We start from the raw sequence: 13,143 nt of genomic DNA on the forward strand, positions 1-13,143 counted from the left end.
CCGTTCAACGGATCAGTTCAAGGTGCAGGCCGTCGGTAGGCGCGCTACCGACTTCGAGGCGGCCATTGCGCACCCCCGCCTTGACCAGCGCCTCGCGCCAGGCTTCAGCCTGGGCGCCACTGAGGCTGGCACGCAGGGTGCTGTCGAGGTTCAGGCTGCGGGCCAGCAGGTTCGCCCAGGCGTCTTGCGGTGCGGCCAGGTCAGGGTAGTCGAGCTTGCCGGTGTCGCGCATTTCGCGCAGCACCGTGGCGGCGGTCGGCAGCAGTTCGCCCAGCGGGCTGCCGGCGACGAACTCTTCCACGTGCAGGTAGGCGCGGCGGTTGCCGCGGGTGACGCTGTACAGCGCGACCAGGGTATCGGCCTGCTCCGCCGAGCGGCGCAGCAGGATGAACGCCTGCTGCTCGTCGCCGCCGTTGAGGCGGGCATTGGCGAACACATCATTGGCCCACAGGCTGGCCTCGCCGCAATCGCGGCCCTGGCACCAGAACAGCGGGTAGCCGCCGTCGCGCTGCAGTGCTTCGCGAGCGCTGGTGAAGGCTTCGCGGGCGGTACGCTCGACCGGCAGTTCGTAGGTTACCGAGCTGACCTGGCCACGGCTTTCGACCTTGTCCTCGACCCGCAGGCGGCCGCTGATCTTGCGCAGCGGGCCCATGGGGTAGACACGCTCCTGCTCCACGGCCGGGCGCTGGTCGACCACCTTGGCGTCCACCGGTACCGGCAGGCTGCCGGCCCACAAAACGGGGCTGGCGAACACCAGGCAGGCAGCGAAGGCATTACGGATGGCAACAGGCGCGCTCATTGGCGAACCAGGCGGCGCTCAGCGCCGAGGTGAAGCTCCAGGATGTCTGGCAGTTGCATGGTTGTCTCCCTGTTCAACCCGCCAAGCCTCGACACTTGTCCGGTGCAAGTCAAGCAAAGCCAAAGAAGCGATTGAAACAGTCTGCGACAAGGGCCGCGCCCTGCTCATCGTTCAGGTGCAGGTGATGGCCACCGGGCAGCGTCACCTGCTCGAAGGGTAGCTGCTCCAGCAACCCTGTGTGGCGCGCCAGCATGCCGTCGGCAGCCACCACCAGGCGCGCCGGGCAACTTACCCGGTGCACGTAGGCCATGGCCTGGGCCTCGCTCAGGCGCACTGGCGAAGGCAGGGTCAGGCGACTGTCGCTGCGCCAGCTGTAACCGCCGGGCACCGGCATCAGGCCACGCTGGGCCAGCAGCTCGGCTGCCTCGCGGCTGACCGCGACCATGCCTTTCATGCGTGCCTGCACGCCCTGCTCCAGTGTGGTGTACACCGACTTGCGCTTGCCATCCAGGCGCAACTGGGCCTGCAGTGCCATGCCCAGCCGCTCGCCGGCATCCTGCTCGGCGCCGGTCGGCGGGATGACGCCGTCAATCAGGGCCAGATGGCTGACCCGCTCCGGCAGCGCGCCAGCCAGTTGCACGGAAATGATTGCCCCCAGCGAATGGCCCAGCAGGGCGAAACGTTGCCAACCCAGCTGCTCGGCCACCCGCAGCACGTCATGGGCGTAGTCGGCCAGGGCATAGCCGGCGCCGAGCGGCCGGTGCTCGGAGTAACCATGCCCGGCCAGGTCCAGGGCGACGATGCGCAGGCCTTTCAGCTGCGGCGCCAGGCGGGCGAAGCTGTTGGCGTTGTCCAGCCAGCCATGCAGGGCGATTACCGGCAGCCCGTCCTCGGGGCCGAACAGGTGCGCCGCCAGTTCGATATGGCCCAGGCTCAGGCGGATTTCCTCGACCTGCGCGCTCATGCCTGGCTCCAGCGGTCGAACAGGCCCTTGATCAGGCTGGCGGTGTCGGTTGGTCGCTCCAGCGGGAACATGTGCCCACCCGGCACGCTGTGGAACTCGCCCCTGGGCATGCCGCGCACAGCCAGTGTGTGGTGGCGGCGAATGACGTTGCTGCGCTCGCCACGGACCATGGCCAGCGGCACCTGCAATTGCCGCGCGGGCGCAGGGCTGGTATGCGGGATGCTGCGGTAGATGCTGATTTCCGTGGCCGGGTCGAAGCGCAACTGCAGCCCCTGCTCCATCGCCTGCAGGCCGTGCTCTATGTAGGCATCGAGGCATTCGGGATCGAAATGGCGAAACAGTGACTTGCCGGCGAAATAGTCTCGGGCACTGTCGCGGTCATTGAAGGTTTCGCGGCGCCCCAGGGTGCGGCCAGCCGGGGTGATACGGTCAATGAAGCCGAAGCGCTTGGCGGTGCGCAGCAGCCACTGGTCGGCGCGGGTGAGCACCGGCGAGTCGAGCATCACCACGCCGCGGTAGTACTCGGGGCAGCGCAAGGCTGCGTGCAGGTGCAACACCCCGCCCAGCGAATGGCCGACGCCCCATACCGGCTGGTCCTGCCGGGCCAGGTGGTGCAGCAGTTCATCGACCAGGCTCTGCCAGTTGTCGTCCACCGGAAAGCGCGGATCGTGGCCGTGCTGGGCCAGGTGCTGCACCTGGTAGTCCGGTGCCAGGGCGGCGAACAGCTTGCCGTAGGTGGCCGAGGGGAAACCGTTGGCATGGGCGAAGAAGATCTGCTGCGACATGGCGCCGGGTCCGGATGGGGGATGATGGCCCATTGTCGGTATCGCGGGGCAGTTCGGCAACGTCCGGATAGGTCATCGGCGAGGGCTATCAGGTCAGGCTTGTGGGCGCGGCGCGGCGGAGGATGGCACGGGCTTCGCCAAGCCCTAATGCGAGTCAGTTAAGGTTTGTCGGTTTGACTGGGGCTGCCTTGCAGCCCTTCGCGGGCTTGCCCGCTCCCACAGGGATCGCGTAAACCATGAGCTCAGCGACACACCTGTGGGAGCGGGCAAGCCCGCGAAGGGCCGCGCAGCGGCCCCGGGGTTTCAGGCCGGCGAGTTGATCGCCCTAAGGGTCATCAACCCAGCCAGCGGCCAGTTCCCTTCCAGCTCCGCCAGGCTTGCAGTGCTCATGCCTGCCGGTTGCTGCTGGTGGCCATGCTGCAACGCCCCTACCAGGGTACCCACCAGCGGCTGGTGGCTGACCAGCAGCACATGCTCCAGGCCCAGGCGCTCGATTTCGCCGATAACCTGCTGCACATCACTGTCAGGTGTCAGCCAGGGCACGGTGCGCACCGGCTCGGCGAAGCCCAGGGTGTCATGCACCAGGGCGGCCGTTTGCTGGGCGCGTACGTAAGGGCTGGCGATGATCGCCTGCAGTGGCTGGCCCAGCAGGCGGGCGGCGCTGTGCAGCACCTGCTCGCGACCATGGGCGGTCAGCCGGCGCTCGGCATCGCTGTTGGCCCGCGGCTCCGCTTCACCGTGGCGCAGCACCCACAGCTTCACAGCTTGGGCTCCTCGTCACGCACCGGGTGCGGGGCCGGAGCCACTGCATGCGGCGCCTCGCCTTCCGGGGCACGCGGTGCCGGCCAGTCGGCGAACGGCCAGGGCTTCTGGTCGCTGTGGAAGCTGCCGAAGCGGCCGATCTGCGCCAGGTACTGGCTCAGGCTGTCGCCGAAGTTCATCAGGCTGGCGCTGGGGGCGCCGTACACCAGGCGGTAGATCAGTTGTACCAGCACCAGGCCACCGAGCAGCAGCTCGGCCAGCTGCCAGACCACCAGGAACACCACCATCCACAGGACCCGCAGGATGATCGACTCGCGCTGGGCGCGTTCGGGCGTATCGTTCATGTGTTGCTCCTTGCTGTTGTCAGAGCCGCTGAAGGCTCAGTTGAAACCGCTGATGGAAATGAAATCGACATCGGTCTTCGGCTCGGCACGCATCAGGTGCTCGATCACCTGGTTCAGCGTGCGGCCTTCGAACAGGATGGCATGCAGGCCAGCCACCAGCGGCATGTACACCTGCACTTCCTGCGCCTTGGCCTTGAGCACCTTGAGGGTGTTGACGCCTTCGGCCACTTCGCCCAGGCGGTTGACCGCCTGCTCCAGGCTCAGGCCCTGGCCCAGCGCGTGGCCGACCTGGTAGTTGCGGCTCTTGGGCGAGGAGCAGGTGACGATCAGGTCACCGACACCGGCCAGGCCAAGGAAGGTCATGGGGTTGGCGCCCTGGCTGACGGCGAAGCGGGTCATCTCGGCCAGGGCGCGGGTAATCAGCATGCTCTTGGTGTTTTCGCCCATGCCCAGGGCCACCGCCATGCCGGCGATGATGGCGTAGACGTTCTTCAGCGCCCCGCCCAGCTCGACGCCAAAGCGGTCGGCACTGGCGTAGACGCGGAAGGTACGCCCATGCAGCACGGCCTGCACCTGCTGGCACAGTTTTTCGTCCTCGCTGGCAACCACCGTGGCGGTCAGTGCATGTTCGGCGATTTCACGGGCCAGGTTGGGGCCGGACAGCACGCCGATGCGCGCCTCGGGGGCGATTTCCTCGAGGATCTGGCTCATCAGCTTGAAGCTTTGCGCTTCGATGCCCTTGGTCAGGCTGACCAGGCCCTTGCCGCGCAGCAGCTCGGCATGCGGGGCCAGCACGCTGCGCAAGGCGCTCGATGGCAGGGCGACGAAAATCAGCTCGCTGGCCTGCAGGGTGGCCAGCAGGTCGCTGACCGGCTCGACGCCGTCGTGCAGGCGGATGCCCTTGAGGTAGCGCGGATTCTCGCGATTGACGCGCATGGCCTCGGCCTGTTCCGGGTCGCGCATCCATTGGCGCACCGGCACACCGTTTTCTGCCAGCAGGTTCGCCACGGCGGTGCCGAAGCTGCCGCCTCCCAGAACTGCAACAGGTTGCTGTTCAGTCATATCCAATCCGTTAAAGCCAAAAGTTAAGTGGCGACCCGGCCATTATACGGCTCGCCTGCTACAGAACCAGTGTCAGTACCGGCCCTTTCGCGGGCACGCCCGCTCCCACAGGGATAGCGCAGTCCTTCAGAGCGGCTGTGGGAGCGGGCATGCCCGCGAAAGGGCCCGACAGGTAGAGCAGATCACTGGCAAAACCCCCGCGGTCGGTTACCATGCCTGTTTCAATCCTGATACAAGGCCGCTTTGTGTTCCCTGGCACGCCCCCGTACCCGCGCCTGCTCATACTGACTGCCCTGCTCGGTGGCCCGGCCGTGGCCGATGACCTGTTCATCGACAACACGGACCTGCCGCAGGTTCTGACCGCCACGCGCCTGAAACAATCCCCCGCCGCAGTCCCGGGCAGCATGACCGTGCTCGACAGCGAGCTGATCCGCGCCAGCGGTGCCCGCGACATCCCCGAGCTGCTGCGCCTGGTGCCGGGCATGATGGTGGGCTACAACGCCGGCAACCAACCCACGGTCAACTACCACGGCAGCAACGTCAACGATGCCCGGCGCATGCAGGTGCTGATCGATGGCCGTTCGGTGTACCGCGCCGGCCTGGCCACGGTGGACTGGAGCGACATCCCGCTCGCCATGGAGGATATCGAGCGCATCGAGGTGTTCCGAGGCCCCAACACGGTCAGCTATGGCGCCAACGCGCTGATGGCAGTGGTCAACATCCTTACCCGCAACCCCGCCGACAGCCATGGCACGCGGCTGAAGATGACCCGCGGCCAGGACGGCATCAATGATTTCTACGCCAGCCACGGCTTCGGCTGGGATGGCGGCGACATGCGCCTGTCGCTGTCCGGCCAGCAGGACGATGGCTTCGACGAGAACCAGTTCGGCCAGGACTACCGCGACAGCCGCCGGCTGACCCGCTTCAATATCAACGCCAGCCACAGCCTGGCACACGACCAGACCCTGGAATGGCAACTGGCGGCGAAGGAAGGCAGCAACCAGCGGCCTTATACCTATCAGCCGGTGTTCGCCAAATACGAAGCCGGTAACAACGCTGACGTCAATGCCAAGGACTACGCCGGCTCATTGCGCTGGACCAAGGACTTCAGCTCCGAGCACAGCCTGTATATCCAGGGCTCTGCCCAGCATTTCGACCGCCAGCAGGTGTGGCGTGCCTGTGACGCCTTGCAGTCGTTCAGCCCGGAATTGACCCAGCTGTGGCAAATGAACCCTGACTTCGCCGAAAAAGTGGCGCGCGGCATTGCTACCGGCGCACCACTTTCGACCAACGATCCCGTCATGAAAGCGCTTCTGGAGAAGGTCCAGCAGCAATGGGCGAACGGTGGCAAGCAGCAGGTCTGCGGCGACGTCGACCAGAGCACCCGCGAAACCCGCTACGACCTGGAAATCCAGGACACCCTGAGCCTGACCGACAGCCTGCGCCTGCTCAGCGGCATGAACTACCGCTATGATCGTGCCGACTCGCAGACCTACTTCAATGGCAGCATCGACGACCAGACCTGGCGCCTGTTCGGCCAGCTGGAGTGGCGCGCCGACGAGCACTGGATCCTGCAGGGCGGCGCCATGTTCGAGGACTCGCGCCTGTCCGGCAGCTCGCTGACCCCACGCGTGGCGGTCAATTACCTGATCACCCCGCGCCATGGCCTGCGTGCGGTGTATTCCGAGGCAGTGCGCTCGCCAGACATGTTCGAGAACAACATCAACTGGAGCTACACGGTCAAGAACCTGACCCCCAACGCTTTCGGACTGCAAAACGGCGAATACTTCGTCAAGACCCGCGGCCCGGGCGACCTCGACCAGGAACGCATGCGCTCGCGCGAGCTGGGCTACAACGGCTACTTCAGCGACATCGACCTGAACATGGATGTGAAGCTGTTCTACGACGAGATCACCGGAATGATCAGCGAGCCCCTGAAGAACAACCAGTACATCGCCAGCAACGCCAACAAGGCCCGTTTCAGCGGCAGCGAGGCGCAACTGGACTGGCGCCCGACCCTGCGCGACCGCCTGCGCCTTACCTACGCCTACGTGGATGCCTGGGCCAGCAACCCCGCCGACCGCCGCCTCAGCGCGCGCAACAGCGGCTCGGCCGGGTGGATGCGCGAGTGGGGCGACGGCTGGTCCAGTGCGCTGTTCTATTACGGCGACGATGCGCTCAACCAATACCGCTACGAGCGCCTGGACCTGCGCCTGGCCAAGCGTTTCCGGGTGCATGGCAGCAACCTGGAGCTGGCGGCGCTGTGGCAACAGCGCCTGGACGATGAGCCGACCACGGCAATCCAGAACCGCTACGACAGCCGCCACCGCCTGAGCGTCAGCGCGGAGCTGGAGTTCTGATGGCCCTGCTGCTGCGCCTGTTGCTGTTGTGCCTGTGGCCGATGGGGCCGCTGTCTGCCAGCGAAATCGTGTTGGTAGGCGCGGAAGACCAGCCCGGCATTCGCAGTTTCGTCGCTGCGCTGGAAAGCCGCCGGCCGCACGATCACGTGCATTTCCAGACCACCGCCGACCTGCCACGCCCGGGCAAGCTCAAGGCTGACCAGCGCCTGATCTTGCTGGACAACGCCGCACTGGAGTGGCGCCTTGGGGAAACCGCCGGCCCGCCGGCCCTGGCCATGAGGGTCAGCCGGGTACAGGCTGAACAGCGCCTGGGAAAGTCGCGGCCCGCGTTCCTCACGCTGCTGTGGAGCGACCCGCCGCTGGGCCGGCAGCTGCGCCTGGCGCGCTACCTGCTGCCGCAGGCCCAGCGCATTGGTGTGCTGTACGGTGAGCACAGCAGCTTTCTGCTCGAAGAGCTGCGCCATGCCGCCCGCGCGCTGGGCCTGGAGATCATTGCCCAGGACTGGCCCGACCCGCGCGACAGCCGCCCTCTGCAACATTTGTTGGCCAACAGTGACGTGCTGCTAGGCCTGGACGATGCCGACCTGTTCAACTCCAAGACTGCGAAGAACCTGCTGTTGAGCAGCTATGGCCGGCAGATGGCGCTGATCGGCCCGAACGCCGGGTTCGTCCGCGCCGGCGCCCTGGCCAGCACCTTCAGCGACCAGGACGATTGGCTGGCGGTACTCGACCAGTTGCTCGACCAGCCACCGGCGCGCTGGCCGCGCAGCCTGTACCCGGTACGCTTCGGCGTCAGCGGCAACCAGCAGGTGGCGCGCGCCCTGGGCCTTGAACCGATCGATCCGAACGCCGCCGCCAAGGCCCTGGCCGAAGGAGAACCCACCCCATGAGCAAGCGCCTGAGCTGGGACATCCACACCCGCACCCAGATCATCAGCCTCGGCCCTGCCCTGCTGCTGACCTTGCTGCTGATCAGCTTCTTCACCTTCGTGCGTATCCAGGACCTGCGCCAGGAACTGAACCACACCGGGCAACTGATCGCCAACCAGCTGGCGCCAGCCTCGGAATACGGGGTGATCTCGGGCAACAACGAAGTGCTCGAGGGCCTGATGCGCGCCACGCTCAGCATCCCCCACGTGCGCTTCCTCGAGGTGCAGGACAGCCGCAACCACATCCTGGTGTATGTGGAGCAGTCCGACGAAAGCGCCAACCGCGCGCAGCGCGTCGAAGTGTTCCAGGCACCCATCCGCCTGCAGCAGATCCGCCTGGACAGCGACTTCCTGCAACAGGGCAAGGCCACCACCCCGGCCATCGGCGACGATTACCTGGGCCGGGTCATCGTCGGCATGTCCGATGACGCCTTCAGCCAGCGCCAGCAGGAAATCGTGATCAAGGCCGGTATCCTCGCGCTGTTCGCCCTGCTGTTCACCTTCCTGCTGGCGCGCCGCCTGGCCCTGAGCCTGGCCAAGCCGATCAGCGACATGGGGCATGCGGTCAAGGCCATCCAGCAGGGCGAGTACCACACCCTGTTGCCGGTGGTCGATGACAGCGAACTGGGCCACCTGGCGCGCCACATCAACAACCTGGCCCACGCCCTGGAGCAGGCCAGCAATGAACAGAAGCAGGCCATTGCCGAGCTGATCCAGGCCCGCGAAGAGGCCGAACAAGCCAACCGCGCCAAATCGGACTTCCTGGCGATGATGAGCCACGAGCTGCGCACGCCGATGAATGGCGTGCTGGGCATGCTGCAGTTGCTGGAAACCACCCAGCTGAACAGCGAACAGGCCGAGTACACCGCGGTGGCCAGCGAGTCTACCGGGCACCTGCTCAAGGTCATCAACGACATCCTCGACTTCTCGCGCATCGAACGCGCCGCGCTGCAACTGGAACACATCGACTTCAACCTGGGCGAGCTGATCACCAGCAGCGTCCAGTCGTTCCAGCACAGCGCCCAGCAGCGCGGCCTTGCCCTGCACCTGCAACTGCCGGCGGGTATCGAGCAGCTGCAGGTGAACGGCGACCCCACGCGCATCCGCCAGATCCTGCTGAACCTGGTCGGCAACGCGCTGAAATTCACCGAACGCGGCCAGGTACAGGTCGAGGCGCGCTGGCAGGTGCTCGACCGCCAGCTGATCTGGCTGACCTGCAGTGTGCGCGACACCGGTATCGGCATCGACAACGAGCGCCTGGAAATGATGTTCGTCGCCTTCCAGCAGGCCGACAGCTCGATTTCCCGCCGCTATGGCGGCACCGGGCTGGGGCTGTCGATCGCCCGCACCCTGGCCGAACGCATGGGCGGCAAGCTGCGCGGCGAAAGCCGTGAAGGCCTGGGCTCGACCTTTACCTTGGAGATGCCGCTGGCCCTGGCCACCCCTGCCCCGGTATCGCAGACGCTGCCAAGCGCTGCGCCGCCGGCGGTGGCCGACAATGATCAGGTGCTGCTGGTAGAGGACAATCCGGTCAACCAAAGTGTCATCGAGGCCATGCTGCGTAGCTTGGGGCTGGCGGTATGCACGGCCGAGGACGGCCTGGAGGCGGTCGAACGGGTCAGCCGGCAGCGTTTTGCCGCCGTGCTGATGGACTGCCGCCTGCCGCACCTGGACGGCTATGAAGCCACCCGGCGTATCCGCCAGCTGCCCAACGGCGCCAGGTTACCGATCATCGCCCTGACCGCCAACGCCTTGCAGGGCGACCGCGAGCGTTGCATGGCGGCCGGCATGGACGACTACCTGAGCAAACCCTTGCGCCGCACCGAACTGCAGCGCGTGCTGCAGCGCTGGCTACCCGGTCAGACAACCGCGACTGGCGATAAATGCTAAAGTGCGGCAGTCTTAAACACTGGACAGGACCTTCATCGGACCTGAAAATAGACGTTTCAGTGCACACCTGTACTTCTTTCACCGGGTGCACTGTGACTTTCACCACAACGCAATAGTCTACCTGTAGGCTGCCGTCTCGGACGCGATGCGTATCGGGCCGGCCGGGAAGATTCATCCCCTGCCGCAGGGGGTTATTGAGGAGCTCGCATGACCAAACAACACGCCTTTACTCGGGAAGACCTGCTGCGCTGCAGTCGCGGTGAGCTGTTCGGCCCAGGTAATGCGCAACTGCCCGCGCCGAACATGCTGATGGTCGATCGCATCACCCATATCAGCGAAGAAGGCGGCAAGTACGGCAAAGGTGAATTGGTCGCCGAGCTGGATATCAATCCGGACCTGTGGTTCTTCGCCTGCCACTTCGAAGGCGACCCGGTAATGCCGGGCTGCCTGGGCCTCGACGCCATGTGGCAGCTGGTAGGTTTCTTCCTCGGCTGGCAGGGCCTGCCGGGCCGCGGTCGCGCCCTGGGTTCGGGCGAGGTGAAGTTCTTTGGCCAGGTACTGCCGGAAGCCAAGAAAGTCACTTACAACATTCACATCAAGCGCGTCCTGAAGGGCAAGCTGAACATGGCCATCGCCGATGGCTCGGTCAGCGTCGACGGCCGCGAGATCTACACTGCCGAAGGCCTGCGGGTCGGCGTGTTCACCTCCACTGACAATTTCTAAGGGTTATTCGCATGCGCCGCGTCGTTATCACTGGTCTGGGCATCGTATCGTGCCTGGGCAATGACAAAGCTACCGTCACCGAAAACCTGCGCAACAGCCGTCCGGGTATCCGTTACAACCCGGAATACAAGGAAATGGGGCTGCGTAGCCAGGTTTCCGGGTCCATCGACCTCAACCTCGAAGAACTGATCGACCGCAAGGTCTACCGCTTCGTCGGCCACGCTGCTGCCTACGCCTACCTGGCGATGCAGGACGCGATCAAGGACGCCGGCCTGACCGAAGAGCAGGTTTCCAACCCGCGTACCGGCCTGGTGGCTGGCTCCGGCGGCGCCTCGACCCTGAACCAGATGGAAGCACTGGACACCCTGCGCGAGAAAGGCGTCAAGCGCGTCGGCCCGTACCGCGTTACCCGCACCATGGGCAGCACCGTTTCGGCGTGCCTGGCCACCCCGTTCAAGATCAAGGGCATCAACTACTCGATCTCGTCGGCCTGCGCAACTTCGGCACACTGCATCGGCACCGCCCTGGAGCAGATCCAGTGGGGCAAGCAGGACATCGTCTTCGCCGGTGGCGGTGAAGAAGAGCACTGGAGCCAGTCGTTCCTGTTCGATGCCATGGGCGCCCTGTCGACCAAGCGCAACGAAACCCCGGACCAGGCCTCGCGCGCCTACGACGCCGACCGTGATGGCTTCGTCATCGCTGGCGGTGGCGGCATGGTGGTGGTCGAGGAGCTGGAACACGCCCTGGCCCGTGGCGCCAAGATCTACGCGGAAATCGTCGGCTACGGCGCCACTTCCGACGGCTACGACATGGTTGCCCCGAGCGGCGAAGGTGCCATCCGCTGCATGCAGCAGGCGCTGTCGACCGTCGACACCCCGGTCGACTACCTGAACACCCACGGCACCTCGACCCCGGTCGGTGACGTTGCCGAGATCAAGGGCGTTCGCGCCGTGTTCGGCGACAAGGCACCGAAGATCAGCTCGACCAAGAGCCTTTCGGGCCACTCGCTGGGCGCTGCCGGCGTACACGAGGCGATCTACTGCCTGCTGATGATGGAAAACAACTTCATCGCCGGCTCCGCCAACATCGACGAGCTGGACCCGGAGGTCGCCGACCTGCCGATCCTGCGCAAGACCGAAGAAAACGCCAAGATCGACACGGTCATGAGCAACAGCTTCGGCTTCGGCGGCACCAACGCCACCCTGGTGCTCAAGCGCTGGGAAGGCAAGTAAGACGCTGCTGCGGTAAACGAAAACGCCCCGACTGGTTCGGGGCGTTTTCATTTGTATCGCCTGTACCGGCCCTATCGCCGGCAAGCCAGCTCCCACAGGTACTGCATAGGCTTCGGAACCTGCGCAGTACCTGTGGGAGCTGGCTTGCCGGCGATAGGGCCAGCACAGGAAAACCCTTATTTCTGCCTGGGCAGTACAGCCAGAAAATTCTCCCTGGCCACCTTGTTGGCAACTTGTTCCGGCAATGCATCCAGAAACGGCCTGAACCCATGCATCTGCTCCCCAAGGCTACCAAACCGCCCCACCACATCCGAACCCAGCATGAACCGCTCCGGGAACCTTTCGACCAGTGCCAGCCACGCCTTGCGCGGCACACCCTGGTCATCCAGCAGATAAGGCTCCAGCACGCTCCACGACAAATCGACATACAGGTTCGGGTAATCCTCCAGTAACCGCGTCAGCACCGGCAGCAGAAAGTCCATCTGTGTCTGGTGCCGGTGAATCTCCATGCTGCTGCCGGCGTGCGCCCAGATAAACCGCGTGTGCGGGTGATTGCGCAGCGGCTCTTCGATCTCCGCCAGGTACAAGGGGTTGCGCTCGCGTTTGGAGGTGATGTTGGAATGCAGCAGCACCGGCAAGTCGCGCTCGGCTGCCAGGTGATAGATACGCGTCATCGCTTCGTTGTTGGCGCGCGGCGTGTCACCGCTGGTCAGTGCCGTCAGGTCATCGTGGCGGGTGAACACCTCGCCGATGCCCTGCCACAGCCCAGGATGCAGATCGAGCATGCGCTCGATATGGCTGGCGGCGTTCTTGTCCACCGGATTGAAGCCGGCCAGGAACGGATGAAAGCGCTTGCGCTGCTCGTCGGGCAGTTGCTGCAACGCCGCGGCCACGTAGGTGTCGGTGGCGCTGTACCAGTAGGCTTCGGCGTCATCCCCAGCGTAATAGCGCGGGCGCTTCGGCTCGTCTTCGTGCCACTTCTTGGCCACCGGGACGCCGGAAATCATCGACTGCTCGATACCGGCGGCGTCCATGGCCTTGATCAGCGCAGGCATGCCTTCGCTTTCCTGGAAGAAGTCGACGTAGTGCAGGTGGGCATCACTGTAGCGGTAGTCGCGCGCCTGCGCCGCTTGGCACAGCCAGGTGGATAACAGCACGCAGGCCAGCGCTCTGACGCTCATGATGAAGCTTCCTTTTCCGGGTACCACACCTCTAGACCGGCCAGCCAACGAGACGGTTCAGCCGCAGCGGGCAAACCGCTATGCTTGGGGCATTTCCACCTTGCCTGGAGCCT

General features: G+C 65.2%; 12 protein-coding genes. 5 read left to right on the plus strand and 7 right to left on the minus strand.

The genetic code is table 11. The features are described 5' to 3' along the window. Positions 1–4: 4 nt before the first annotated feature. The 6 genes from CAG44_RS03280 to CAG44_RS03305 form a co-directional block, all read right to left on the minus strand. The gene (locus CAG44_RS03280; RefSeq protein ID WP_025339954.1) at positions 5–799 is read right to left on the minus strand and encodes a DUF4892 domain-containing protein; all 795 of its coding nucleotides are present in this window, start codon (positions 797–799) and stop codon (positions 5–7) included. Positions 800–908: 109 nt separating this feature from the next. Next, positions 909–1,763 (minus strand): alpha/beta hydrolase, encoded by an 855-nt coding sequence (locus CAG44_RS03285; protein ID WP_085691581.1) that lies wholly within the window; start codon positions 1,761–1,763, stop codon positions 909–911. Then, complete coding sequence (locus CAG44_RS03290) at positions 1,760–2,548, minus strand: alpha/beta fold hydrolase (protein WP_085691582.1); 789 nt, start codon at positions 2,546–2,548, stop codon at positions 1,760–1,762. The genes CAG44_RS03285 and CAG44_RS03290 overlap by 4 nt, the downstream gene beginning before the upstream one ends. A 303-nt stretch (positions 2,549–2,851) precedes the next feature. Beyond that, complete coding sequence (gene sixA, locus CAG44_RS03295) at positions 2,852–3,310, minus strand: phosphohistidine phosphatase SixA (protein WP_085691583.1); 459 nt, start codon at positions 3,308–3,310, stop codon at positions 2,852–2,854. Continuing rightward, positions 3,307–3,654 (minus strand): DUF4389 domain-containing protein, encoded by a 348-nt coding sequence (locus tag CAG44_RS03300; RefSeq protein ID WP_025339957.1) that lies wholly within the window; start codon positions 3,652–3,654, stop codon positions 3,307–3,309. Before CAG44_RS03300 ends, sixA begins: the two co-directional genes overlap by 4 nt. Positions 3,655–3,690: 36 nt before the next feature. Continuing rightward, positions 3,691–4,716, minus strand: coding sequence for an NAD(P)H-dependent glycerol-3-phosphate dehydrogenase (locus tag CAG44_RS03305; protein WP_025339958.1), 1,026 nt, complete (start codon positions 4,714–4,716; stop codon positions 3,691–3,693). Between the two features lie 212 nt (positions 4,717–4,928). Here CAG44_RS03305 and CAG44_RS03310 point away from each other — a divergent pair, with 212 nt between their 5' ends. From CAG44_RS03310 to fabB, 5 genes are all read left to right on the plus strand, one after another. Beyond that, positions 4,929–7,076: a TonB-dependent siderophore receptor gene (locus CAG44_RS03310; protein WP_177325767.1), complete on the plus strand. Its 2,148-nt coding sequence runs from the start codon at positions 4,929–4,931 to the stop codon at positions 7,074–7,076. Continuing rightward, entirely contained in the window at positions 7,076–7,966 is an 891-nt protein-coding gene (locus tag CAG44_RS03315) for an ABC transporter substrate-binding protein (RefSeq protein ID WP_085592764.1), read from the plus strand. The genes CAG44_RS03310 and CAG44_RS03315 overlap by 1 nt, the downstream gene beginning before the upstream one ends. Beyond that, positions 7,963–9,894 carry an ATP-binding protein gene (locus CAG44_RS03320; RefSeq protein WP_085691584.1) on the plus strand — a complete coding sequence of 644 codons (1,932 nt, stop codon included), beginning with the start codon at positions 7,963–7,965 and terminating at the stop codon, positions 9,892–9,894. The genes CAG44_RS03315 and CAG44_RS03320 overlap by 4 nt, the downstream gene beginning before the upstream one ends. A gap of 207 nt (positions 9,895–10,101) precedes the next feature. Further along, a complete protein-coding gene (gene fabA, locus CAG44_RS03325; RefSeq protein ID WP_003251509.1) occupies positions 10,102–10,617 on the plus strand; it encodes a 3-hydroxyacyl-[acyl-carrier-protein] dehydratase FabA in 516 nt (171 codons plus the stop codon). An 11-nt stretch (positions 10,618–10,628) separates the two neighbouring features. After that, a complete protein-coding gene (gene fabB, locus CAG44_RS03330) occupies positions 10,629–11,849 on the plus strand; it encodes a beta-ketoacyl-ACP synthase I (RefSeq protein WP_085664051.1) in 1,221 nt (406 codons plus the stop codon). Between the two features lie 176 nt (positions 11,850–12,025). Here the strand turns inward: fabB and CAG44_RS03335 are convergent, their stop codons facing one another. Then, positions 12,026–13,030 carry an amidohydrolase family protein gene (locus CAG44_RS03335; RefSeq protein ID WP_085691585.1) on the minus strand — a complete coding sequence of 335 codons (1,005 nt, stop codon included), beginning with the start codon at positions 13,028–13,030 and terminating at the stop codon, positions 12,026–12,028. Between the last annotated feature and the right edge of the window lie 113 nt (positions 13,031–13,143).

It is taken from the genome of Pseudomonas sp. B13(2017) (assembly GCF_002113245.1).
GTDB classification, from domain to species: domain Bacteria; phylum Pseudomonadota; class Gammaproteobacteria; order Pseudomonadales; family Pseudomonadaceae; genus Aquipseudomonas; species Aquipseudomonas putida_Z.